This is a genomic window from Succinivibrio dextrinosolvens DSM 3072, from assembly GCF_900167015.1.
Classification (GTDB): Bacteria; Pseudomonadota; Gammaproteobacteria; order Enterobacterales; family Succinivibrionaceae; genus Succinivibrio; species Succinivibrio dextrinosolvens.
This window is the reverse complement of the sequence record NZ_FUXX01000019.1, coordinates 15,423-40,998: the sequence shown is the minus strand read 5'-3', so window position 1 is coordinate 40,998 and position 25,576 is coordinate 15,423. Positions and strand designations below refer to the sequence as shown.

Genomic DNA, 25,576 nt, shown 5'->3' with positions numbered 1-25,576 from the left:
CTTTGAGATTTCTAAATGGAATTGATTAGACTCATGACTTTCTTTCTTCCGTTTCTAAGATCATGGCTTAGTAACTTATTCTGTAAAGATAATCTGCTTTCGTATGATAATGATAAATACATTTTTAAATTGCTTTCAATTAAATCTTGATCTGGCCGTAGTCCAAGGTAGTTGAATCCATTTTCTATTCTCTCGAAATTATGTGTTTCCTCTCTCTGATTCTGAGCTATAACAATCATGGGAATTCCTAGTAATGCCATTTCGAATGCTGTCCTTCCCCTAGAGGTAATCCCTATATCGCATTCACTCATCAGCTCTGGCATATTATTTACATCATAGATTACTTTTATGTTTGATAATCTGTTAAATGACAGCAGTTCACAAACATTGTGTTTTGACTTGCCCAGGACTACAGTAAACTTATAATTTCTATAATCTTCCTTGGAAATAATTTGTAGTAAAGTATCTGTATAGTTCTGAGGATCTGCTCCTCCAAAAGATATAAATACATTTTTTACGCTCTTTTTTATTTTTATTGGAGGATAAAATAGGAAGGTTTTTCCACAGATATAGTAATTTTCTCCAGTTTTTATTTTAGGTGAATTAATTAGGTTGTCTTCATATAATGCATTGATCACTAAATCTGCTATATTTGTTCCTTCTCCAATATCCTCAAAATTTATGATCTTGCCCTTTGGCAGTACCTTCCTTAAAGCAATCATGTAATCTATAGAAGTTGAAAGAATATCGTTGATAAAAATATCATACTTTTCTTTTTCAGCTCTCTTAAAAAGGTCCGTTATCCCATTCACAGGAATCAGTGAATGCTTTGTCTGTCCAAAAATAGAAGGATCAGTCTGATTAATATCGAAATAGATATCAGGAGGAGTGTAAAACTCATCAGCAATCTCTAAAGCTCTATATACATGACCCAATCCTCTCTGTTTGTTTCCGTTTACATAAATAGCCACTTTTTTTAGGTTAAGCAGATACTCTGCAACAAGAAGATCTGGAAAACTGTCTATATCAATGGCTTCTTTTTCCGGAAGCTCATAAATATCTATCTTTTTCCCTATTCTAGTATTCGGGGTTACTATGTCGGCCTTTGAGATGACAAAAGCTCCTGTCTCAACATAGTTTGCCGGAAGCTGTTGTCGATTTAATCTTTTTTCGTAATTAGGTCTTTTGTTTCCCTGATTATCTTTCCAGGATAAATGCGGCTTATTTACAGCAGAAATAAGAGTATCCAGTTTCTTTTCAATGGCAAATTGTATGGCCTTGTCTAAGGTAGAAATACTTAGGGTTGGAGATGTTGGCTGAAGGGTGACAATGTAATCCCAGTTTTCTTTTTTATCAATGGCATCAAAAATAACAGGATCAAGGGTTACATTATCTTTACATAGCTCTTGATTCCTTTTATGAACCTTTACTCCCATCTGTTTTGCTATGAGCCCGACTTCAGTTGAGTCTGTCGAAACAACTATATCCGTAATATAGTTTGATTTGATGGCATTGTTTATTGAGTAATAAATCAGTGGCTTTGCACCAATTAGTCTCAGGTTTTTGTTTGGAATCCCTTTGGATCCTGCTCTTGCCGGAATAACTGCCAATATATTCATATCTGTTCAATTGAAAAGTATTTATTTCCTGTAAAAGTATTCTGCTCTTTGTTTTTATGAAAAAAGAGAAGATAAAAAATTAAAAAAATGATAGCTGTGTTTGTATTCTAACCTGTTTTTTTCAAAAAAAATTGTGGGGCAATTCAATTGTTTCATAAAATTAGATAAGAAGAAAATCAAATATTTTTTGATCCTTATCTTGGCTGCTATTACAAATTGTTTCTTTGTGTTTTTGGATTATATGATTGAGTTGAATGCTGATAGCGAGAATGATGTTTCTCAGGTTGATATTTATAAAGCTTATATACGTGATTTAAATCTTCAGAGTTGGTTCAATGATTTTTGCTGTGCAAGATTTAAAAAGAATTGTTGTCAGTTTAAAGAAAAATTTGAGAACGTTTTTTCTCTTATTGACACATACTCCCCAAAACAACAGTATGAACTATTTTGTAACTCTGATGGAGTGGCGAATGTATATTTTAAAAATTACGATTCATGCCTATACAATGAAGCAAGGGATGCAATTGACTTTTCACGAAAGCAGATTATTCATTTTTTAGAACATACTTCTCTGAATGTAAATATTTTGGGTAATGAGAAAGATCCTTTTGGTCAATTTCATTTTAAGTATAAAAATGCACTGGCTTCTAAAATAAATGCTTCTGTTTTTGAATCTGCGTCTTTGGCTTCATTAAAATCTATTCCTTCGATTATGTTTCTTGGTTTGGGGTTAGGTTATCCTTTAGCCGAATTTCTTGAACGAATTGAATGTAAGAATATTATTATTGTCGAACCTGATATTGACCTTTTTTATGCATCACTTTTTGTTTTTGATTGGGAAAATTTTCTTTCTTTTGCAGAGACAAACAATTTAAGATTACGTTTTGTAATTGGTGATAAAACAGAATATATCTCCTTATATTTAAAGCATTTTTTTACTCATCATGGAGTTAGTCTTTCATCATCTCTTGTTTGTTTTAAACACTATAATTCTAAATCGATGTCATCTATTGAACAAAGCATAAGAAATGTTTATCCATTTCTTTTTAGTCCTGGCTTTTTTGATGATGCCGTATTTGGTATGTCCCATACAATTACAAATCTGGTGAATAAAAAAAGGTTTGTTGTAAAGTCTCTCGAGAATACGGATTATGCCGAATTGCCTGTTTTTATTATTGGTTCAGGGCCTTCTCTTGATAATAGTATCCCTTTTTTAAGAGCAAATCAGGATAAAGCGATTATTATTGCTTGTGGCACGGCTATTGATTCCCTATACCATGCCGGTATACAGCCGGACTTTTATGCTAATACAGAGCGTACTCCAGAGGTTTGTGAGACACTTATGGCTATTCCTGATCCAGAATTCCTTGATAGTGTCTTCCTTTTGACAATCAATATCTGTAATCCTAAAACCGTAGCATGTTTTAAAAATACGGCAATTTTTTCTAAGGCGAATGAAAATCAAATTGAACAGTTAAGTTTATTCTTCTCTGATTTAAAAGATATTATCCGTTTGGATGGTGCAAATCCTCTTGTTGGCAATATGGGGATATCCGGAGCGCTTCATTTAGGATTTAAGAAACTGTTCCTTTTTGGTTATGATAATGGAAAAAAGATTGGAACAGATTCTATCCATTCCAAGTATGTATCTTTTTTCAAAGATAACAAGTTCATAGAGGAGCGTGATTCATACAAAATGACAACAGTTGCTGAGGGCAATTTTGGAGGTAAATGTGAAACCAATAATCTTTACCGTGAAAGTGCCTATAGATGCAGTTTGGTTTTGGATGATTTTATGGCGAAAGACAGTTCTGTTCAATGTATAAATTGTTCTGATGGCATAATTATTAAGAATACAGTTGCAAAAAGAGAACGTGATTTATGCGATTATTTTGATAAAAAAGAAGCAATTAATAAAAATGATATAAAAAAATATGTATCAGAGAATATAACAAAATCTTTTAACCTATCATCAATTGACATTAATAGGCTCTTTAGTGTCAGCGATTTTAAACAATTAGTATCAGAAATCATTGTGATATTAGATTCTAAGTGTGAAACAAGAATTGATTTTATCGATAAAATTGAATTAGTTTCTGAGAAACTTGCTGACTTACAGTTAGTAGGAAAAAATAGATTTTATCCAAATGCTATAAATGGTTCTTTACAGTATATGTTCATCGCCGTTATATTTGCGTTATATTCGAAAGCTGATGAGTCTAATTGCATTGAAGAAGTTAAATTTCTTTTATCAATTATTAAAGAATTTCTGATCGAGGCTAGTTCCGTTATAGAAAAGATCGATGATTATATTCTTGGTGATCATAGAAAATACTATTCAGACGGTAAAGTAGGAAAGGATATGCCTCACTGCAAAGCCCCTTTATTCCCAGAAGAACTGATTCTTACAAAGAATAAAAACGGTTTACATCAGAAATTTATTAAACGTAATCAATAAGTTAAGAGATCAGAATCTCCATTTGCATCAATGGCATCCTATTTTTTTTCTGCTTGTGGTTAGTGGATTCTTTTATGACAGTTTTTAATAATAGTAATATATCAGATGAAGAGGTTGATAGATTTGCAACCTTACAATGTGAAATGAAATCCTTCTTAGAGGCTCGTTTTAAAAAGAATTTAAGTTTCTTTAAAGACTTTTTTCCTGAGATATTTTCTTTTTTTGAAACTTACACTCCTTCAAAAAAAATGGAATTTGTCTGTGGACAAAACGGCATTCCTAACCTTTTCTTTTCAGATACAAATGAGTTTTTCTATAACACACAGGATCCGATCCTTTACTGTAAAGATTTTGTTAATAATTATTTAAAATTACCATTTAAAGTTTCAAATTATAATCCTTTGGTCGATAGTATAGGTCAGATTTCTGATAAGTACTTAAATGAATGTCTAAAACATATCGATAGTTCTGCAAGGGACAAGATAACATTTTCAGAGCTAGATACTATTCCTTTGTGTGTAGTGACCGGTATTGGGCTAGGTTATATTCTTGGAGAATTATATGAAAGGATTTCTGTATCAACATTAGTTATAGTTGAGCACGATCCGGACGTGTTTTTTGCAAGTCTTCATACCTTTGACTGGGCTCATTTTCTGAATTACATTTTTTCAGAACATTTATCTATAGATATTGTTATAGATTCCTCTCCTATCAACTGTTTTAATATACTCTCCGAAATAATCAGAAAGAAAGGTTGTTATTTGTCTTGTTCTCTTCTTTCAATTATTCATTATAAAAATGAGTTTATTAACGAATTTTCTAAACTGTCACAAACTAAGTATGAGTTCATTCCCAATCTATTGGGGTTTTATGATGATTATTTATTTGGAGTAAGCCACTGTTGTTATGCTCTTGGCACGGGAAAACATTTTGTAATTTCGTCGTCCAGTATAGAAGAGTATGCTGAATATCCTGTTTTTTTAATCGGTTCAGGTCCTTCACTCGATAAAGATATTCAATTTATAAAACAGCATGAAAATAAAGCTCTTGTAATTGCTTGTGGAACTTCTATTGACTCTCTGTATCATACTGGTATTAAACCCGATTTTTTTGCAAATACTGAACGAATTTCAGAAATCGCGACTTTACTAAAATCATTACCTGATAAGAATTATCTTGATGATGTTATTCTGCTTTGTTCTGACGTGTGTCACCCAATTGTTCAGGACATTTTTAGCAAAACTTTATTTTTTGGAAAAATTAACGAGCCTTTCTTTAATTACTTAAGGATAATTGAGGAGGAATTCAAAGATGTTCAGCCTATTAACTACATGAATCCTCTTGTTGGAAATATGGGCGTGGCTGCATCTTTATTTCTTGGATTTAAAAATCTTTATCTTTTTGGATTTGATAACGGTAAAAAGTGCGGAACGGATCCAATTCATTCTAAGTATGCTTCTTTTTTTAAGAATAATGAGTCTATAGAAAAAAGAGATTCATATAAACTGTCTGATATTGTGCCAGGAAATTTCGGGGGGGAGTGTTTAACAAATTCCTACTATAGAATGTCTATGGAGAGCATCACTAACATAATCAAGCAATTTAATAATGAGGACATGCGTATTCAGGTTGTGAATTGTTCGGATGGTTCATTGATAGAGAACACGAACCCTATATATTCTAGAGATCTTGATAACCTTTTTCAGAACAAAATGGTCCTAGATAAGAAAAAAATCAGGGATTTTCTTTTTGAAAAAAAGAGCAGGCCTATAAATTTTCCTAGAGAGAGAATCAAAAAAATTATTTCATATGAGGAGTTCTCTAATATATGCAGTATTGTAATAACGAAACTAGAGCAATTACTACCTATTGAAGCAAGACAAGAGCTATATACAAGAATTAGTGAACTTTCACAATTCTTGAATGCAAGTTCAAATCCAGATGAAAAGTTTTGCAAGGAAATGATTGAATCTTCATTACAAACAATGCTTATAGAAATATTTAATGCTTCAGTGTTAAAAAAGAATTTTTCTGACTGTTTGCCTGTGTATAGATTGATAGTTTATCTTTCAATTGATTTTGTAAAGGAATGTGATGAATTGTTTATTCACTTGCCTGATTATGTTTTGGGGGACCACCGTAAGCATTTTAATGGTGACAAGATTGGAAGAGACATGCCTCACTGTGAGGCTCCATTGATACATACAGAAACTTTTACCTAAAACTAACAAGACAAGATGTGCTTCTGCAATATTTTGATAAACGCTACGAATAACTTGGAGATATTCTCGGGGTTGATCCCGCTATTTTTCAATTATTTAAAAGTGAAAAAAAGGAGCTATATAGAAGTGATAGAAACAATAGAAAAGAAAAAAATGTATGAATCACTAGTAAAACGGATTAGAAAAAAAAAATAATAACAAAAAAAATGAAGAGAACTCTTCTTTTGAATGGTGTGATTATTGCGATCAGATAAAACTGTGGACATATTGGCAGGGTAGAGGCTGTTATAATCCCAAAATACTTCTGGTGGGACAGGATTTTTGAAATATTCCTTCCTCCAAATTTGGTTATTACGATAAGTCTTGTGATGAATTTGAGAATGAAAATCCAGATCCTTATGCGGAATTCGATAAAAATAATACAGATGTAGACTATTTTTTCAGATTTTATGGAAACGATATTTCTAAAACTGACGATAATCTTCGCCATCTTTTTAAATCAATAGATTATGAGGATATACGCAAAAACAGATACGCAGATCTCTTCTTTACAAATATATGCCTAATGTACAGGAAAGGAAATGAATCTGGTGGATTTAAAAAGTCTGATTGTAATGAAGAAGATCTTCATGCCTTTAAAGAGCTGGTGCATATACTCAAACCAACTGTCATTATTTGTTTGGGACGTATTACTTTTGAACTTGTATTAAAATCCTTTGATTTGCCAAGGATTAAGGGAAAGTTCAGAAAAATTGTCGAAGACAATAGAAATCCCTCAATAATTTACCATACGGAAAATAAAAATATCGCCATTTTCCCTGTGTATCATGCTGGTAGTTTTGGTGTTTTAAATCGCAATAGAGGTACTCAAAATACAGGATTGGAATTAATGGAGGAAGATTGGCTTTCTATAAAGGAATATCTGGATAATAACTAATAGAAACGACTTGTTTATTTTCTTCTTAATAAAATCCCATTTCTGCCGTAAACATATATATAAGGGCAATGCTGGGAATATAGTCGTGTTAACTTCTAATATAAGAAATCAGTATCTTGTAGATGAAATGCAGCTTGGTGAGCGTCTTAACAAAGATGTTCACGCGGGCAATCATGCAGATTTTTCTCTTATGCTAGCTATGCTTTCACATGATTTAACAGATCATCCTTTATACAATCCTAAAGTTACTGAAGAAAAAGATGTTAATTTAAGAAAGAAATTTCATCTTTTACCTGAGCAGAAGAAATACGCTCAATCTGATGATTTTGACAGAGCTCAGTTTTTGACAGAGTCTTTCTCATCAGAAGGCATTACTCAGGTATTTCTGGCTCAGTGCATCAGAAGAGAACCTTTAACTCCGTTCCAGAGAGAGTTAGCTCCGGAAGTATTCGGTGAACTTCCTCCTTTAAAACAGGAAAAACTGAGAAAGGAATATGAAGGCAAGGCTTTATCTTATGAAGAAATTCATGAGACAGGCGATGGCTTTGACGTTCTAGATGAAATCCAGGCTAGTCGTATTCAGCTGCAAATCAGTACTCAAGTCTAATTTTTAATAAACTATCAGAAATTTCTATTTGACGGGATAAATGTAACCTTTTCTTTTTTAATGCAATTAATTCTTAATAATAAAAAATTGCATTTTTTTGTAAAAATATTGCCTAAAATCATCATTCATGATCCTACACTTATAGTATAATGTGCAAAATTTTTTTAATAAAGTGTGATAATTGGTGAAATAAATGGCTGTTTTTGAGGAAGCTTTAAAATATTTTCCAGACATTCCAGACGGAATAACTTACTGTCCTGTTAAAGGCGTACATTATTTTCAGGAGTCATTCCACAGAAATGCTGAACCAAGCGTTTATCCTGCAGGATTATGCATAATGTTCAGTGGTGCAAAGATTTTGTCAATGGATGATATTTCATTCCAATATACTGGTGGTGAATATGTTGTCTGTTCTATGACAATGCCTCTTAACTGTGAAATCTGCGCAAATGATGAAGAACCAGTAAAAGGTATATTCATTGGTTTTACAATTTCAGAGATTCGAGATTTAGTTGAAGAAATGGGCCTTATCGATTCATTCCAGAAAATGGATCTAAAGGTTGTTCCTCAGCCATTTGGACCTTCTGTTATGTCAGATTCATTCAGGGGAGCTATTCTTAGATTTTTAGAGTGTCTGAGAAATGAGCAGGATGCTCGCATATTAGGTGAAACTCTCAAGAGAGAGGTTTTATATAGAGCATTAACTGGCGAACAATCAGAGCTTTTATATAAGATAGCTTTGAACTCAGGTCCATTGGCTTTAGTTTCCAATATTATTGGAATTATCCAGAATAACTACAATAAGGATCTGGATATTAACAAGCTCGCTGAAGATGCTCATTTAAGTGTGTCTTCATTCTATCGTATCTTTAGACAGATTACTTCAGATACACCTATCCAGTATATTAAGAAGCTTCGTTTGAACAGGGCAAAAGACTTAATTGTCTCAAAGAATGTAAAAGCTTATGTTGCAGCTTTTGAGGTGGGATACGAGAGTGTGTCTCAGTTTAGCCGTGAATTTAAACGTTATTTTGGAGTTACACCTGCGGCATTTAAGGTTAATTAAAAGTTTCAGACAAAACAAAAGGGAGATTTTTAAATCTCCCTTCTTTTCATAAACTATTAACAGTAAAACTGTATATTAGTTCATTGCCTTAATCTTAGCTGCTAACTTGCTCTTATGACGAGCTGCCTTATTCTTGTGAATAAGACCCTTGCCTGCAGCACGGTCTAGAACAGGCTCAGCTAATGCAAATGCAGCCTTAGCCTCGTCCTTGTTACCAGCCATAACAGCCTTAAGTACGTTCTTTACTAAAGTGCGCATCTTAGAACGTGCAGCAACATTGTGCTGACGAGCCTTCTCAGAAATTAAAACGCGCTTCTTTGCAGATTTAATATTTGGCACAGATAGCTCCTGAAATCTTAAAAAATTACCACCAAATCTTTATAGTGGTGAATAATCGCAGTATTCTATCAATTTTTTTTTCAAATTTAAAGTAGAACACCAAAAATTGTCCCATATTCTACAATACTTTTTCTGTACAGATCCAACATATATATGGACAATTTTATAACTGAATGAAAAATAATATATTTTTGTAATAACGAAAAAACCGTGATGTACACTCAGTTTTAATATATAATTAACACTTTATAAGTGTTTTGTAACATTTTTATTATAACTACAATTAACGGTTTTTTTGATGCGTCTTATTCGTTGTCTTTCTGATTTTAAAGGAACTCCTAACGGTGTTGCTATTGCAATTGGAAATTTTGACGGTTTTCATAAGGGGCATCAGGCTGTAATTGAGTGTATGAAAGAAAAGGCAGAGAGAATGAACCTCGTGCCTGCTGTCATGATTTTTGAACCTCAGCCTTTGGAATATTTTTCCAAGGACAAATCTCCAGCTAGAATCTCATCACTTAGGGATAAACTTCTTGCACTCAAATCTGCAGGTGTACAACTTGTTTTTTGTATGAAATTCAATGCTGATTTCGCTGCTATGAGCGCCCATGATTATGTTATTGAACTTCTAGGAAAAAAACTTGGAGTTAAAAGCGTAACCGTAGGCACCTTGTTCAATTTTGGTCAAGGTGGAAAATCCACAATTGATGATTTAAAAAAAATTGGAGCATCAATTGGAATGGAAGCAAGTGCAATAGACGGTGTGGACCTGAATGGGGAACGCATTTCAAGTACTAAAATCAGAGAGTATTTGTTTAAAGGTCAGCTGGATCAGGCAAAAGAAGCCCTTGGCAGATATTATTCAATGTCAGGGATTGTGGTTCATGGAAATCGTATAGGCAGAAATTTAGGATTTCCAACTGCAAATATGAATGTAAACCGCAGAATAAGCCCTTTAAAAGGTGTTTATGCGGTGAAAGTTTCAACCAGATTTGGTTTAAAAGATGGAATGGCTAATGTAGGTGTTCGTCCTACTGTTGTGCCAAATCAGACTAAGGCAATTCTGGAAGTAAATATCTTTGATTTCGATAAGGACCTGTATGGTCAGAGTATCAGGGTTTTTTTCATAAAGAAAATCAGAGATGAGATGAAATTTGATGATATAGAGATTCTAAAAGAGCAGCTTAAGAAAGATAAAACTTTTGCTCAGGAATTTCTCTTAAATCACAATGTTAACGAATTTTAATTTTTGTTTTTGGTAGACAGGAAAATGGCTGATTATAAAAATACTTTAAACCTTCCAAATACAGACTTTCCTATGCGAGGCAATCTTGCTCAGAGAGAGCCTGGAATGCTTATGGATTGGGAAAAGCGTTGTCTTTATAAGAAAATTCGCACAGCACGTGCTGGCGCCAACATGTTCATTCTTCATGATGGTCCTCCATACGCTAACGGCAATATTCATATTGGACACTCAATTAATAAGGTTTTAAAGGACATTATTATCAAGTCAAAGACCTTATCAGGATTTGATTCTCCTTATATTCCTGGTTGGGACTGTCACGGTTTGCCAATTGAAGTAAAGGTTGAAAGCCTAATCGGAAAGCCAGGCGCAAAGGTTGATGCCGCAACCTTCAGAAAAGAGTGCAGAAAATATGCTGCAAGTCAGGTTGAAGGTCAGAAAAAAGACTTTAAGCGTCTTGGTGTATTAGGTGACTGGGATAATCCTTATCTGACAATGAATTACAAAACCGAAGCTGACACTCTAAGAGCTTTAGGTAAGGTTATTGCCAATGGTCACTTTGTAAGAGGTTTAAAGCCTGTTTACTGGTGTATGGATTGTCAGTCAGCATTGGCTGAGGCTGAAGTTGAGTACGCTGATGTTAAGTCAGATTCAATCTATGTACGTTTTGCTTCAACAGATGATGACAAGATTCTGAATACCTTTAATGCTCAGGGTAAAGGTCAGGGACCAATCTACTGTGTAATCTGGACCACAACTCCATGGACTCTTCCTGCTAACAGAGCAATCTGTCTAAATGAGCAGTTAAAGTATAGCCTGGTTCAGGTAGAAACAGATCGTGGTGCAGAGCGTTTTATCATGGCATCAGATCTTGTTGAAACCGTGATGAACAGTTGCGGTATTGAAAAGTATGAGCAGATCGGTGATGAGGTTTCAGGAAAGGCTCTTGAGCTTATGAAGTTTAAGCATCCATTCCTAAACATTGAATCAACTGTTATTTTAGGTGCTCATGTTACCTTAGATGCTGGTACCGGATGTGTTCACACTGCTGGTGGTCATGGTCTTGACGATTACAATGTAAGTACAAAATATGGAATCGAAATTTACAACCCTGTTGGCCCTGATGGCTGCTTTAAAGAGGATGTAGAGTTCTTTGCCGGTTTAAATGTATTAAAGGCAAATCCTAAGGTTATCGAGGTTCTAAAGGAAAAGGGCGCTTTAGTAAAGGCTATTTCTATTACTCATAGCTATCCTCACTGCTGGCGTCATAAGACTCCAGTAATCTTCCGTGCAACTCCTCAGTGGTTCATTTCAATGGATGGAAAGGGCCTGAGAAGCAGAGCTTTAGAAGAGATTGCTAAGACCAAGTGGATCCCTGCATGGGGCCAGAACCGTATCGAGGCAATGGTTAAACAGCGTACTGACTGGTGTATTTCACGCCAGAGAACATGGGGTATGCCATGTGCAGTTCTAATTAATAATGAGACTAACGAAATTCATCCAGATACACCTGCTATTATTGAAAAGGTTGCCAAGGCTGTTGAAAAGGACGGTATTCAGGCATGGTGGGATCTGAAGGTTGAAGATTTGATCGGTCCAGAAGAGGCCAAACTTTATCATAAAGATCCTAATACTCTGGACGTATGGTTTGACTCTGGTTCAACTCAGTTCAGCGTTGTTGACCAGCGTGAAGAATTCAAGGGACACAGTGCAGATTTATATCTAGAAGGTTCAGATCAGCATCGTGGCTGGTTCATGTCTTCTCTGATGCTTTCAGTTGCAACCAAGGATAAGGCTCCATACAAGGAAGTTCTGACTCATGGCTTCACAGTTGATGGTCAGGGCAGAAAGATGTCAAAGTCATTAGGTAACGTAATTGCACCTCAGGAAGTTATCGACAAACTAGGTGCTGACGTTCTTCGTTTATGGATCGCATCTAATGATTACACCGGTGATATGGCTGTTTCTCATGAAATCTTCAAGAGATCTTCTGATGCATATCGTCGTGTAAGAAATACTGTTCGTTTCTTACTTGCAAACCTGAACGGATTTAACCCAGAGACTGATATGGTTCCATTTAACTCAATGGTTGAGCTAGATAAGTGGGCTGTATCATTAGCATCTAAGACTCAGAAAGAGGTTGTTGCCTGCTATGATGAGTACGACTTCCATAAGGTTGTTCAGATTCTGATGAATTTCTGCTCTATTGAGTTAGGTTCATTCTATCTGGATATCATTAAGGATCGTCAGTATACAGCTAAAGCCAACAGTGCTGCTCGTCGTTCATGTCAGACTGCTCTGTATCTGATTGCTGAATCACTGATTCGCTGGATTGCTCCTATCCTGTCATTTACAGCTCAGGAAGCCTGGGAAGCAATGCCTGGTAAGAGAGATGAATTCGTATTCACATCAACCTGGTTTGATAAGCTAGAAGAGTTAGATGAGTCCTCAGAGTTTAATTCTGAGTACTGGAACAGAATGCTGAACTTCAGAAATGAAGCTAATAAGGCTATTGAAACAGCTAGAAACAATGGCGTAATTGGTGGTTCTCTTGAAGCTGATGTTAAGATCTTCACAAAGGGACAGTTATACGAGGATCTGAAGAAACTAGAAAAAGAACTATGTTTCGTTCTGATTACTTCAAAGGCTGTAATCTCTGACGAAGAGGCTCCTTCAGAGGCTTTCAAGTCTGAGGTTCTTGACTGTGCATTTACAGTTACCAAGTCTACTGCTAAGAAGTGTGAGAGATGCTGGCACTATGAGGATGCTGTGGACGCTGATCCTGAGTATCCTGGCTTATGCCCAAGATGTATCGAGAACATCAAGTCAAATGGTGAAGTAAGACGTTTCGCATAAAGTATGACTTCATTATTTTCTAAAGAAAACGGAAGCAAGTTCCTTTTATGGAGCTTGCTTGTTATTGTTCTTGATCAGCTAACCAAGTACTGGATCAGTTCATCAATCCCTGTAGATACAGTTGGATACAGAGTAGCTTCTTTTTTCAGCATTGTTCATGTCTGGAATGAAGGCGCTGCATTTAGTTTTCTTGCATCTATGGGCGGTTGGCAGCGTTATTTCTTTATGGGAATAGCGGTAGTAATCTGTGCTGTACTTTTATTCTGTCTTTTAAGAACCTCCAAAGAGAAAAAGTGGACCTGTCTTGCGATTTCTCTTGTTATTGGTGGTGCTCTTGGAAATCTTATAGATAGAATTCTATGGTCACATGTTATTGATTTCTTACTGTTTTATATAAAAACTGATTCATTTTTCTACGCATATCCAGCATTCAATGTGGCCGATATTGCTGTATGCTGTGGCGCAGGATTGCTCGTCATTATAGGATTTTTAGGAAAAGAAGATCCTATAAAAAAATAGGAACTAAATATGTCTTTTTCTGTAAAAATTGCTAAATCCCGTGGCATGTGTGCGGGCGTTGAGAGAGCAATTCAAACTGTTAAGAATGCTATTCTGAAATTTCCTCAAAAGAACGTTTACGTTCTTCATGAAGTTGTCCACAATAAACATGTTGTGGATGACTTACGTTCTGAAGGTGCTCACTTCGTTGATTCTTTGGAAGAAGTTCCTGATAATTCTGTTCTGATCTTCTCTGCCCATGGTGTTGGTATCAGCACTTTCGAAGCTGCTAAGGCAAGAGACCTTACAATTGTTGATGCTACCTGTCCTGTTGTCAGCGTTATTCATAAAAAGATGAATAAGGCTGGTTTAAAAGGTATGGATGCTGTTGTGATAGGACATAAAGGTCATCAGGAGGTTGTCGGTACAATTGGCCAGTATACGGGAGATGCCTCAAAGGTTCATATAATCATCAGTGCAGATGATGTTTCATTACTTAATATTGATGGTGATAATGCAATGTTTGCAACCCAGACTACTTTAAGTATTGATGAAACAAGACTTACTGTTGAAGCTTTAAAGAAGAAGTACCCAAATATTCAGGGACCAAAAGCAGATGATACCTGTAGGGCAACTCAGGTAAGACAGAATGCTGTAAAAGAATTGGCTCGTTCCTGTGATTTAGTTCTGATTGCAGGCTCTGCAAACTCTTCAAATTCTAATCGATTAAAGGAAGTTGCCCTAAATGAGGGAGCTTTAGCCTATTTAATCGATGATAGTTCACAAATTGAAATTTCATGGTTTAATAATGTAACGACTGTTGGCCTAAGTGCTGGCGCATCTGCTCCTCAGTATGTTGTAGATGAGATCGTTGATTATTTAAAACAAAATGGAGCTTCCTCTGTTGAAGAAGTAGGTAGTGATTTAAAAGAGAAAAGTTTTCCATTACCTAAGGAAGTTCATTTATAACAGGCAAGATAAAACAGTTAGTCGTATTTTATGGCTAAATTTTGTTTTTGGAGTTTAAATGAAAGATTCAACTTTGTGTATTCATGCTGGCTATTCTCCTAAAAATGGTGAACCAAGCGCAATGCCAATTGTTCAGAGTACAACCTTCAGATACGAGAGTACACAAGCAATTGCAGATCTGTTTGATTTAAAGAGTAATGGATATTTCTATTCTCGTCTGGCAAATCCTACCTGTGGCTTTGTTGAAGAGCGTTTAGCTAAACTTGAAGGCGGTGTTGGCGCAATGCTGACTTCTTCTGGTCAGGCGGCAACACTAACTGCTGTTCTGACAATTGCAAAAGCAGGTGATCATATTCTGTGCTCTTCTACCGTATATGGCGGTACTTTCAATCTTATGGCTGTTACCTTCAAGAGAATGGGAATTGATGTAACATTCTTCGAGCCTGAAGAAACAGATGAGCAGGTTGAAGCTAAGATTAAGCCTCAGACCAAGGCTATTTTTGGCGAGACACTTGCAAATCCAGCTCTTGCCGTGTTCGATATTGAACGTTATGCTGCTATTGCACATAAACATGAAATTCCGCTGATTATTGATAATACCTTTGCAACCCCAATTCTTTGTAAGCCATTTAAATTTGGTGCAGATATTGTTGTACATTCAACAACCAAGTACCTTGATGGTCACGCTATACAGGTTGGTGGTGCTGTCGTTGATAGCGGTAATTTTGATTGGGCAAAATCTTCAAAATTCCCTGAGTTCACTACACCAGACGAGTCTTATCACGGACTGATATATACTCAGGCATTTGGAAAAGCAGCTTTCATTGTAAAAGCCAGAGCTCAGATTATGCGTGATTTAGGTGTGTGTCAGACAGCTCAGGCTGCGTTCTATATCAATCTTGGTATTGAAACTCTGCCATTACGTATTCGCAAACATTCAGAGAATGCTTTAAAGGTAGCAGAATACCTTTCAAAGAATGAGAAGATCTCTAGAGTTATCTATCCTGGTCTAAAATCCGATCCATACTATGCTCTTGGTCAGAAGTATATGACTGATGGTCTATGTTCAGGAGTCATGTCTATTGAATTAAAGGGCGGAAGAGAAGCAGGCGCTAAGTTCATTGATAATGTGAAGCTTGCCTCTCCAGAGGTTCATGTTGCAGATATCAAGACATGTCTGCTTCATCCTGCAACAGCTACTCATCGTCAGCTTTCAGATGAGCAGCTAAAGGAATGTGGTATTACTCCTGGTCTTGTAAGACTTTCTGTTGGTCTTGAGGACGTTGAGGATATCATTGCCGATATTCAGCAGGCATTAGATAAGATCTAATCTATTTCAAGATAAGTGGAGGCTCTCTTGTCTCCACTTGTGATTACAAACTCTCCTGTTTTAATACCCAATCCTGCCATCTCATAGATTCTTACGTGGCCAATGGTTACACCACTACACTGTAGAGTCCTTCTTTTTGATATGTATGCATCGGTTAGTTTTGCACCGTTAATAGTGGCATGAATAGGTGTGCCAAAACCTAGTACATATGTTTCCACTGAGGTATTGTTAACTTTTCTGATACCTACAGCTAAGACCTTTTCAACATTTCTGATTCTAAGTTTATAGTACTTAGAACATAGATATGGATCGGTGTAGGCAAAAACATTTACCGAAAATAGTAGTATGGAGATGAACAATATTATTCTTTTCATATAAAACAGTGTATAAACATAAAAAAACTCTCCGTCTATGTGAGTATAAATCATAGCGGAGAGTTTTTGATTATTCTCTGTGCTTTTTACAGTTATAGATTCTCGATCTCGTGAAGCTGAGCAACAACTTTTTCAAGCTGAGTCTTGTTCAGCTCTAACTGAGCTTTAGCACCTTCGATAATCTTTGCAGGAGCCTTTGAAACGAATGCTTCATTTGAAATCTTGCTTTCGCCTGACTTGATATTTGCTTCAAGCTTCTGGATCATGCCTTTCAGACGTTTTATCTCTTCATCCTTGTTAATCAGATCTTTCATTGCAATCAGAATTTCAGCATTACCGATTGGCTTAGAAGTACAAGGCTGAATTTCTTCATTAGCCTCAACAAACTTAATCATTTCGATGTTTGCAAGGTTCTGCATGAAGATGAAGTTATCTATAGCACACTTCTTCTCTGTCTCATTTGCACCGCGCATCATAGGAGCAAGAGTTACTGAAGGAGCAACCTTCATTTCCGCTCTTAGGTTACGGATAATTGTTGAAACTTCCTGAATGAATGAAATATCAGCTTCTGCCTTATCATCATTATCAAAATCCTCTGCAACAGGGAATTTTGCAGTGATAATGGTCTTGTCTGAGTTTAACTTGCCAATCATAGGAGCGGTCTGCTGCCAGATTGTCTCAGTCAGGAATGGCATTACAGGGTGAGCTAATCTCATTACAGCTTCAAGAATTTCTACAAGAGTGTATGCAGTAGCATTCTTCTGTGAATCGGATGCTTCTGGAGACTTTAGAATTGCCTTAGTAAACTCCAGATACCAGTCGCAGTACTCATTCCAGATAAACTCGTAGATATTGTTTGCTACCTGATCGAATCTGAATGCGTTGATTGAAGAAGTTACATTCTCAATTGCCTTACGCATCTTTGATCTGATCCACTTGTCAGCAACAGATAGATCTTCAGGATTTGGCTTAGTCAGATTCATTTCACTTACGTTCATAAGTACGAATCTTGATGCATTCCAGATCTTGTTACAGAAGTTTCTGTAACCGTCAAGACGCTTCATATCCCAGTTGATATCTCTACCGTTAGATGCAAGTGCACAAAGAGTGAATCTCAATGCATCGGTACCGTGAGCAGCAATTCCTTCTGGGAACTGTTTTGCAGTACGCTTTGCAATCTTCTCTGCCATCTGAGGCTGCATCATGTTAGCAGTACGCTTGGTGATCAGGCTGTCTTTGTCGATACCATCGATCATATCTAAAGGATCTAGAACATTTCCCTTAGATTTTGACATCTTGTTGCCTTCCTCATCACGGATAAGACCTGTTACGTATACAGTCTTAAATGGAACCTGAGGAGTACCATCTTCATTCTTCATAAAGTGCATGGTCATCATGATCATACGTGCAACCCAGAAGAAGATAATGTCGAATCCGGTTACAAGAGCAGATGTTGGGTGGAACATCTTTAGTTCTTTGGTATTATCTGGCCAGCCTAAGGTTGAGAAAGTCCAAAGAGCTGAAGAGAACCATGTGTCTAGAACGTCTGGATCACGGGTAAGCTCAATGTCTGAACCAAGCTTATACTTTTCTCTAACTTCTTCTTCGTTTCTTGCAACGTAAACCTTGCCATTCTGGTCATACCATGCAGGAATTCTGTGACCCCACCATAGCTGACGTGAAATACACCAGTCCTGAAGGTCGTTCATCCATGAATAGTACATATTGGTGTACTGAGCTGGAACAAACTTGATTCTGCCGTCTTTAACAGCCTCTACAGCTGGTTTGCCTAGAACACTTGCACGAACATACCATTGATCGGTCAGCATTGGCTCGATTGGTACACCGCCACGATCGCCAAAAGGCTGAGATAGAGAGTGGTCTTCAATCTTAACCAGAAGCCCCTGTGACTTCAGATCTTCAACAATTCTGTCTCTTGCTTCAAATCTGTCTAATCCGCGATATGCTTCAGGAATGTAGCCGCTTACTTCTGTTGAAGCTTCACCGTTGGTATCAAATACCTCACCCTCATCTCTGATGTGAGCATCTTCGGTAAGAACGTTGATCATTGGAAGTTTGTTGCGCTTACCAACTGCATAGTCATTAAAGTCATGAGCAGGGGTAATCTTCACGCATCCGGTACCTGTTTCCATATCTGCATGAATATCTGCTACAACAGGAATCTTTCTTCCAACCAGAGGTAATTCTAGGAATTTACCAACAATTGACTTGAATCTTTCATCAGCAGGGTTAACAGCAACTGCAGTATCACCTAAAAGAGTCTCAGGACGAGTAGTAGCAATAAGTACATAATCCTTGCCGTCAGAAGTTGTTACACCATCGGCCAGCTTGTACTTAACGTACCACATGAAGCCCTTAACATCCTTGTTCTCAACCTCAAGGTCAGAAATTGCAGTACGCAGTTTTGGATCCCAGTTTACAAGTCTCTTTCCTCTGTAAATCAGGTCTTCATCATATAGACGAACAAAAACTTCAAGAACTGCTTTAGATAGACCTTCGTCCATGGTGAATCTTTCACGTGACCAGTCTACAGATGTGCCTAGTCTGCGCATCTGACGGGTAATGGTACCACCAGACTGCTCTTTCCAGTCCCAGATTCTCTGAATGAATTTTTCTCTACCAAGATCGTGTCTTGTCAGGTTTTCTTCTTTTGCAAGTTTTCTTTCTACAACCATCTGAGTTGCAATACCAGCATGGTCGGTTCCGCACTGCCATAGTGTGTTGTCACCTTTCATTCTGTGGTAGCGGATCAGTGTATCCATGATAGTCTGCTGGAAAGCATGACCCATGTGAAGAGAACCTGTTACATTTGGTGGAGGTAAAGCGATAGAGAAGGATTCCTTTGACTCATCGTAATTTGGTTTAAAATAACCTTCTTTTTCCCATTTTTGGTAGGTATCGCTTTCAAAATTTTCCGGGGTATAGGTTTTTTCCATATCCATATTATTAACAGCCTTAATTGTTAATTATTTTTGCGCAAAAAAAATATGCGTTATTCTACCACTTTTTGACCAAACTCACACAAAAATCTGCATCTTCAATATTGGATAAAATACATTCTAGCTGCAGATCTCTAAGAAAAAATTTGAACTGGATACTACTATCATCCTATCTTCTTTTGATGCTTCTTTGCCTGATGATAAGATCAAGAGTAATTTCAATGAACTTAAGGTGTATACGTGTTATTTAATGCTTTTCGTATTTACATATATACTTTCGCTTTCTTCGTTATAACATTCCTGTTTTTTATTGCAGGGATATATCTTGATGTGAGTCTGAATGAAGCTTTAGAGCAGCAGAATAGCGAACTTGCTTCTGAGAGAATGGAGAATGTTGAAAATGATCTTCTGTCTAACTTCAATATGGTCAGAGATCATGCCGAAAAATTAAGTTTTTTTATTGAAAATAATCCTGAATCAAAGCAGTCGGAATTAAAGTCTTTTGTCGAACTGAATCTTCTTCCAAAAGATCTGTCTTCTTTCTTTAATGCCGTAAACAATGACTTTATAAACGGATATATCATTGCACTGGGGGACTCTCCTCTTGTCATATCCAAAGATGATACTCAAACCTCTTTTCAATTAAATGATCTTGATAAAAGTACTGAATACTATCTGGATCTTACAAAAAGAAATCCTGGTGAGGTCGTAGTTCAGGGGCCAATTATTTCTCCAAGAACTCATGAAATAAACGTTTACAACAGAAAAGCTATATATGTTGATGGCAAATACTGGGGCTATATAGGCGTAGTTGTTGACTTTTATAAATTACTTGACTGCATGAAACTAAACGCAGAAGACAGCATGTTTATATATTCTATAAAGTCCCCAATATATAAGGCAGATCGAGATTTTATATGGGGCGATAGTTCCTTGTTCAATCATAAGAATGTTGTCTATCGCCAGAGAACAATTGTGTTTGGCAAACAGCACTGGGATTTCGCCCTAAAGGAAAAAAATGTAGGAAAGCCAGCTCTTCTGGGAAATAAGATTTACTTTGTGCTGTTTATTCTTTACCTGTTTACACTGGCTTTATCCTATTACCTTGTTAAGGTTCATTCCGATTTGAAAAAGGCCCAGGAAATCGATCCTATAACAGCAACCATAGGTCACGACAAATTTTTAGCCTATGTTAAGTCGCGTATCAGAGGTTCCTCTGATCACGGTATAGTTGTTCTGGAACTGATTCATTTTAATCAGATCAACTCCTGTTATGATTTTAAAGTCGGAGATGCTTTGCTGTGTGAGGTAACCAAAAGGATAAAATCCGTTATCAGCTACAATGATGTGGTTTGTCGTATTGGCTCTGAATTTATTATCTTTATGAAGAATATTCGTTCAAATATAGATGTTGATAGAGTCCAGGCTGAACTGTATGATGAAATGGAAAAAGCCTTCAATGTAGCTAATGTTTGTATTAATCTCAAAGTGGTCATCGGTTCTTCAAGTACTATTTCAAAAGGAAGAGATTATTATGAGATTATGAATGAGATTTCTGAGTCAATTCTTGAAACTAAGAGATCTATGAAGTTCTACTCAAGAGAATCAGATCTGAACCATTAGTTAAGATCGTTTTTTGTTATTAAATTTCTGTTCCTATTTTTCTACTAAATAATGTCATGTATTTTGGTCGCTAACGATCGATTTTCCGATTATTGTTTCATTAACAAAAATTTTTCAACTATAATCGATGGATATCCTTTTGAACTTAAATAAGTGATTTCTGCATGACTAAATCAAAAAAATTTTATCTTGCATTTTTTATTATTATTCTGGTTTCAGTGCTAACAGCTTCCTATTTTGCCTATGAGTCTATAGAGAAGCTGAGAAATAGTGAAATTACAGGTAAAACTCAGGTATATGAACTAAAAAAAGGAGCTACCACCAAGACTGTTATCAATGATCTTCTGGATAATCCATGGGATCGTCTTGTGGCAAGAGTTTATCTTCGCTTTTCAAATCCTGTTTCATCAATTCAGAAGGGCGAGTATCTGGTCGGACCAAATAAAAGCTTTATTTCTGTTCTAAAGGACATGTCTGAAGGAAATGTTATTGTTAAAACATATCCTACTTTTACTATTGTTGAGGGAACTAATCTTTCAAAAATTATTAAAAAGGCTGAAAGATTTAAGAATAAGCTTACTGATGACAAGTTCTTTTCATCTGTTTCCATGGAAGCGTCTTTTATCAGGGAGATTTTGAAAGACAATCCTAACCTGCTTGAGTTTATCGGCGAAGACATTGCTTCTCTTGAGGGGCTTATTTCACCTGCGACCTATCCTCTGTACGAGAAGGATCCTTTTTACTCAATTTTCAGGCAGGGGATTATTTCTCAGCTGAAGCTTTTAAAGTCTGAGTGGGAAAACAGAGATGAAAGTAATAACATCAAAACTCCATATGAAGCACTGATTCTTGCCTCTCTTATTGAGAAGGAAACCTTTTTAGATGAGGAACGAACTCTTATCGCTGCAGTTTTTGAAAATAGACTTTCAAAGGGGATGCGTCTCCAGACTGATCCTGCGGTTATGTATGGAGTAAGTCGTGATTTTTCTGGAACTCTGAAGAAGTCTCAGCTTAAAGCAGATAGCCCATATAATACGTATACAAGAGACGGTCTTCCTCCAACTCCAATATGTATGCCTCAGGCAAAATCGATTCGTGCAGCCTTACATCCTGAAAATACTAAGGCATTATATTTTGTTGCAAAGGGAATTTCTCCAACAGAAGGTCATGTTTTTACCAATAATTTAAATGACCATAATAAAGCTGTATTTGAATACAGAAAAAAAGTTAAAAACTATAAGCTGTTTGACGAAAAGGGTAGCGATAATTCAGAGAGCTCCGTGGCTGACTCTAATGGTGATGATACTGTTTCTGAATCAGCAGCTGAATCTGATTCAGAATCTGAAAAGATAACCAGCAATAATAAGACTACCCCTGAGTTAAAAGATGATAACTCTTCTTCTGTTGAGTCATCAAAAGCTGAAATTCCTGAATCAGAGAGTAAAGCTGCTAAAGCAGATAGTCCTAAAGAAAGCAAAAAGACACCTTCCACAAAATCGTCAAATAACAAGTGAAGTAAAATTCAACATCTTTAATTTCATTACCATTTCGAGTAAGAGCTGATGGTATAATTACCGTCAGTTTTGTTTTTTATAATTATTTAATAGTGAAAATGTCAAAAGGCTTATTTATTACTCTTGAAGGCTCTGAAGGCGCAGGTAAATCAACTCAGATTGAGGTTATAAGCAATTACCTTAAAGGAAAAGGAAGAAAGGTAATCTGTGTTAGAGAACCTGGAGGGACTCCTATTGCTGAGGATATTCGCGCATTGTTAAAGAATCCTAGAGAAGACGATTCAATGTGTGATACAACAGAGTTACTCCTTATGTACGCTGCAAGAGCTCAGCTTGTAAACAGTTTTATTAAGCCAAAGCTTCAGGAAGGATTTGATATTATCTGTGATAGACATGATCTTTCTACTGTTGCCTATCAGGGTGGCGGTCGAGGCATGGATATGAATCATATAAATGCTGTAAGACAAATCGTGTTAGGGAATTTTCGTCCTGATTTAACCTTTTTGCTTGATATTGATCCTGAAGAAGGAATGAAAAGGGCAAGACAGAGAGGGAAACTTGATCGATTTGAACAGTCAAAAATTGATTTCTTCATTCGAGTTAGAAACACCTATATTGAGTGTGCAAAGGAAGATCCTGAACATATTGTTCTTATTGATGGTTCATTACCCTTAGATAAAGTTAGCGCTAATGTTATTGCATGCCTGGAAAAATTAGATGTTTGATCCCTGGTTGATTCCACCTCTTGAGACTTTTAGAAATTCCATTGAAAGTGGAAGAGTTCCTTCATCTGTGATTCTTGCGGGGGCTCCTGATCTTGGAGGAGCATTTCTTGCTTTAGAATTTGCTAAGCTTTACTTATGCGCAGATAGAAAGCCGAAGGAATCTTGCGGTACATGCAAGTCTTGTCATTTATTTGATGATCTTGAGTCAGGCTCTCATCCGGATTTTATTTCCCTATTATCATCAACTCAGGATGAATCTGATCGTCAGGAGGATCTCACCCACAGTTTTTCCAAATTACTCAATGATATGGGGACTCCTCTTAACGATGAGTTTATTGAGTCAGAGAATACTTCTAAAGGAACTAAATCTGTAAGAATCGATGGTATCAGAAGTTTAAACGAGTGGATTGCACAGGGCTCTGTCCTGGGAAAAGGCAAGGTTGCTGTAATTTCAAATGCTCATCTTATGGGAGAAGGTGCGGCAAATGCTTTATTAAAGACTTTTGAAGAGCCAACTGCAAATACTCTTATTATTCTTCTTACAAAGAGTCTGGAACTTCTTCCAGCAACAATTCTTTCTCGTGCATTTAAGATTCAGATCCCAAGAGTTTCAGTGGAAACTGGTTTAGATTATCTTAAATCTCGTTTGGGAAATGATTTTTCAGTGGATAGGGCAAAGATTGCTTTGGCCTTGTCCTTTAATTCGCCTCGTGGTGCAATTAAATATTACAGGGAAGAGCTAGATATTAGAGCCGTTGAACTTATACAGGCTTTAACCGAGGATGTTTCCTCATCGGCATCTACAAAAACAGTATCTCTTCTTATGGAGCTGTCAAATGAACACAGACATCTTATTCTGCAGGAGTTTATTTTAGAGCTGTTAAAATGCAAGGCTAGAATTGATAAGGACAGTCTTCCTTTATTAAAGGGGATTTCCTTAGATAAACTTGTAAAAATTCCAGCATCTCATTTACTTGATGCGTATAATGAAATGAAGTATATAAAGGCAGATTCTCCTATGTTGAATAGTAGAGCTCCAGTTTCATTGATTAGTGCATGGATAAATTCGTTAAGAAAGATATAGGAATATACTTTGATTTTAAATAAATACATATTTAAAGATATCTTTAAAGTCCAGATTGTTACATTGGTTGTACTGCTTTCTGTCTTTTTATGCCAGACAATCATTAAGATCCTTGGTAAGGCTTCTGTTGGAAATATTCCTATTGATGTTGTGTCAGAGTTAATCGTGTACTCTCTACCTTCTATTGGCTTTATTCTTCTTCCAATGAGTCTTTATGTAGGTATTATTGTTTCTCTTTCTAGAATGTCATCCGATTCTGAGATGGTTGTTATGCGTTCATCCGGATTGTCAGGTGTTTCATTCATGAAAATCTGTCTGATTCTGGCTTTGATTACTGCAATTGCTACCTGTTTGAACTGTTTGTATTTTATGCCTACAGCAAATCAGGCGAAGAATGCTCTTACAGATTCTTCTCAAAACAATCCTAAATATTTACCTATTGAGAGTGGAAAATTCACTGATTTTGGTGATTATTCACTGTATATTCAAGAAGTTAATGATGAGAAAGGTAACAAACAACTAGGTCAGGTTTTTGTAATCAAAACTGTAAAGGCTAGAGCCATTAACTCTACAGAGTATGAGTTCCTGACTGCTTTATCAGGTCATATGTCAAAAGATAAAACCGGAACTCAGTGGGTGGTTCTTGAGAATGGCTCTCTGTACAAGTCCGATGGTGTTTCTCCTGAACTTGAGAAGGTTGATTTTAATACATTGTCAATCCCTGTTCCTTATTCTGATGAAGAGGATTCTAAGGATAATTCCTTACAGAGTATCTCATCTGCAGATTTGTATAAATCCAATAATCTAGCAGCACAAATAGAGCTTCAGTGGAGAGTTGCTCCGGTTTTTGCCTGCTTCATTTTTGCCATTATGGCAGTTCCGCTATCCATGATTAACCCAAGACAGGGTAAGTTTGCTCGTCTAGGACCTGCTATTATTCTGTTTGTTTGTTATTACTTGGCTATTCTATCAATCAGAAATCTTCTCAATTCTGGAAAAATACCATTATTCCCTGGAATGTATATAGTTCCCGTGATTTTCCTTATTTTTGTGTTGATCCCTTTGAATGTAGATAAGAATTTTCTGAAATCATTTAAGAAAAAATAAAAAGAACGGCAACATAGTTGCCGTTCAAAAAGTTAACGTTATTTA

The 25,576-nt window shown here is 36.3% G+C and carries 19 protein-coding genes; 15 read left to right on the top strand and 4 right to left on the bottom strand.

Annotated features, from left to right (window positions below; translation table 11 throughout):
* Positions 1–11: 11 nt before the first annotated feature.
* Positions 12–1,619 (bottom strand): cytidylyltransferase domain-containing protein, encoded by a 1,608-nt coding sequence (locus B5D46_RS06535; protein ID WP_078928782.1) that lies wholly within the window; start codon positions 1,617–1,619, stop codon positions 12–14.
* Between the two features lie 241 nt (positions 1,620–1,860).
* On the opposite strand from B5D46_RS06535, the gene B5D46_RS06530 reads away from it, so the two are divergent.
* The 5 genes from B5D46_RS06530 (at position 1,861) to B5D46_RS06510 (ending at position 8,909) form a co-directional block, all read left to right on the top strand.
* Entirely contained in the window at positions 1,861–4,077 is a 2,217-nt protein-coding gene (locus B5D46_RS06530) for a motility associated factor glycosyltransferase family protein (RefSeq protein ID WP_143675618.1), read from the top strand.
* 74 nt (positions 4,078–4,151) lie between these two features.
* A complete protein-coding gene (locus B5D46_RS06525; protein ID WP_078928780.1) occupies positions 4,152–6,299 on the top strand; it encodes a motility associated factor glycosyltransferase family protein in 2,148 nt (715 codons plus the stop codon).
* 565 nt (positions 6,300–6,864) lie between these two features.
* Positions 6,865–7,236: a uracil-DNA glycosylase family protein gene (locus B5D46_RS12150; RefSeq protein WP_159443041.1), complete on the top strand. Its 372-nt coding sequence runs from the start codon at positions 6,865–6,867 to the stop codon at positions 7,234–7,236.
* A gap of 85 nt (positions 7,237–7,321) precedes the next feature.
* Positions 7,322–7,843: a VC2046/SO_2500 family protein gene (locus B5D46_RS06515; protein WP_078928778.1), complete on the top strand. Its 522-nt coding sequence runs from the start codon at positions 7,322–7,324 to the stop codon at positions 7,841–7,843.
* 193 nt (positions 7,844–8,036) lie between these two features.
* The gene (locus B5D46_RS06510) at positions 8,037–8,909 is read left to right on the top strand and encodes an AraC family transcriptional regulator (RefSeq protein ID WP_078928777.1); all 873 of its coding nucleotides are present in this window, start codon (positions 8,037–8,039) and stop codon (positions 8,907–8,909) included.
* Between the two features lie 75 nt (positions 8,910–8,984).
* Here the strand turns inward: B5D46_RS06510 and rpsT are convergent, their stop codons facing one another.
* Complete coding sequence (rpsT, locus tag B5D46_RS06505) at positions 8,985–9,248, bottom strand: 30S ribosomal protein S20 (protein ID WP_031492094.1); 264 nt, start codon at positions 9,246–9,248, stop codon at positions 8,985–8,987.
* A 298-nt stretch (positions 9,249–9,546) separates the two neighbouring features.
* Here rpsT and ribF point away from each other — a divergent pair, with 298 nt between their 5' ends.
* From ribF to B5D46_RS06480, 5 genes are read left to right on the top strand one after another with little or no spacing between them, the layout of a single operon-like run.
* On the top strand, positions 9,547–10,494 hold the full coding sequence (gene ribF / locus B5D46_RS06500; protein WP_078928776.1) for a bifunctional riboflavin kinase/FAD synthetase: 948 nt from the start codon (positions 9,547–9,549) through the stop codon (positions 10,492–10,494).
* Positions 10,495–10,518: 24 nt separating this feature from the next.
* The gene (gene ileS, locus B5D46_RS06495) at positions 10,519–13,347 is read left to right on the top strand and encodes an isoleucine--tRNA ligase (protein ID WP_078928775.1); all 2,829 of its coding nucleotides are present in this window, start codon (positions 10,519–10,521) and stop codon (positions 13,345–13,347) included.
* A gap of 3 nt (positions 13,348–13,350) precedes the next feature.
* Complete coding sequence (gene lspA, locus B5D46_RS06490) at positions 13,351–13,866, top strand: signal peptidase II (protein WP_078928774.1); 516 nt, start codon at positions 13,351–13,353, stop codon at positions 13,864–13,866.
* Between the two features lie 9 nt (positions 13,867–13,875).
* Positions 13,876–14,814: a 4-hydroxy-3-methylbut-2-enyl diphosphate reductase gene (gene ispH, locus B5D46_RS06485; RefSeq protein ID WP_078928773.1), complete on the top strand. Its 939-nt coding sequence runs from the start codon at positions 13,876–13,878 to the stop codon at positions 14,812–14,814.
* Between the two features lie 58 nt (positions 14,815–14,872).
* Positions 14,873–16,144 (top strand): O-acetylhomoserine aminocarboxypropyltransferase/cysteine synthase family protein, encoded by a 1,272-nt coding sequence (locus B5D46_RS06480; protein ID WP_078928772.1) that lies wholly within the window; start codon positions 14,873–14,875, stop codon positions 16,142–16,144.
* On the opposite strand, the gene B5D46_RS06475 is transcribed toward B5D46_RS06480, so the two are convergent.
* Positions 16,141–16,503, bottom strand: a complete 363-nt coding sequence (locus B5D46_RS06475) for a hypothetical protein (protein ID WP_078928771.1) — start codon at positions 16,501–16,503, stop codon at positions 16,141–16,143. The genes B5D46_RS06480 and B5D46_RS06475 overlap by 4 nt on opposite strands.
* A 107-nt stretch (positions 16,504–16,610) precedes the next feature.
* On the bottom strand, positions 16,611–19,475 hold the full coding sequence (locus B5D46_RS06470; RefSeq protein WP_078928789.1) for a valine--tRNA ligase: 2,865 nt from the start codon (positions 19,473–19,475) through the stop codon (positions 16,611–16,613).
* Positions 19,476–19,808: 333 nt separating this feature from the next.
* Here B5D46_RS06470 and B5D46_RS06465 point away from each other — a divergent pair, with 333 nt between their 5' ends.
* The 5 genes from B5D46_RS06465 to lptF all read left to right on the top strand — a co-directional run bounded on the left by B5D46_RS06465 (position 19,809) and on the right by lptF (position 25,531).
* On the top strand, positions 19,809–21,101 hold the full coding sequence (locus B5D46_RS06465) for a diguanylate cyclase domain-containing protein (protein WP_143675617.1): 1,293 nt from the start codon (positions 19,809–19,811) through the stop codon (positions 21,099–21,101).
* Positions 21,102–21,265: 164 nt separating this feature from the next.
* Complete coding sequence (gene mltG / locus B5D46_RS06460) at positions 21,266–22,615, top strand: endolytic transglycosylase MltG (RefSeq protein ID WP_078928769.1); 1,350 nt, start codon at positions 21,266–21,268, stop codon at positions 22,613–22,615.
* Between the two features lie 98 nt (positions 22,616–22,713).
* A complete protein-coding gene (gene tmk / locus B5D46_RS06455; protein WP_031492084.1) occupies positions 22,714–23,340 on the top strand; it encodes a dTMP kinase in 627 nt (208 codons plus the stop codon).
* A complete protein-coding gene (locus B5D46_RS06450) occupies positions 23,333–24,424 on the top strand; it encodes a hypothetical protein (protein WP_078928768.1) in 1,092 nt (363 codons plus the stop codon). Before tmk ends, B5D46_RS06450 begins: the two co-directional genes overlap by 8 nt.
* Before the next feature lie 9 nt (positions 24,425–24,433).
* Complete coding sequence (lptF, locus tag B5D46_RS06445) at positions 24,434–25,531, top strand: LPS export ABC transporter permease LptF (protein WP_078928767.1); 1,098 nt, start codon at positions 24,434–24,436, stop codon at positions 25,529–25,531.
* The last annotated feature ends 45 nt before the right edge of the window (positions 25,532–25,576 follow it).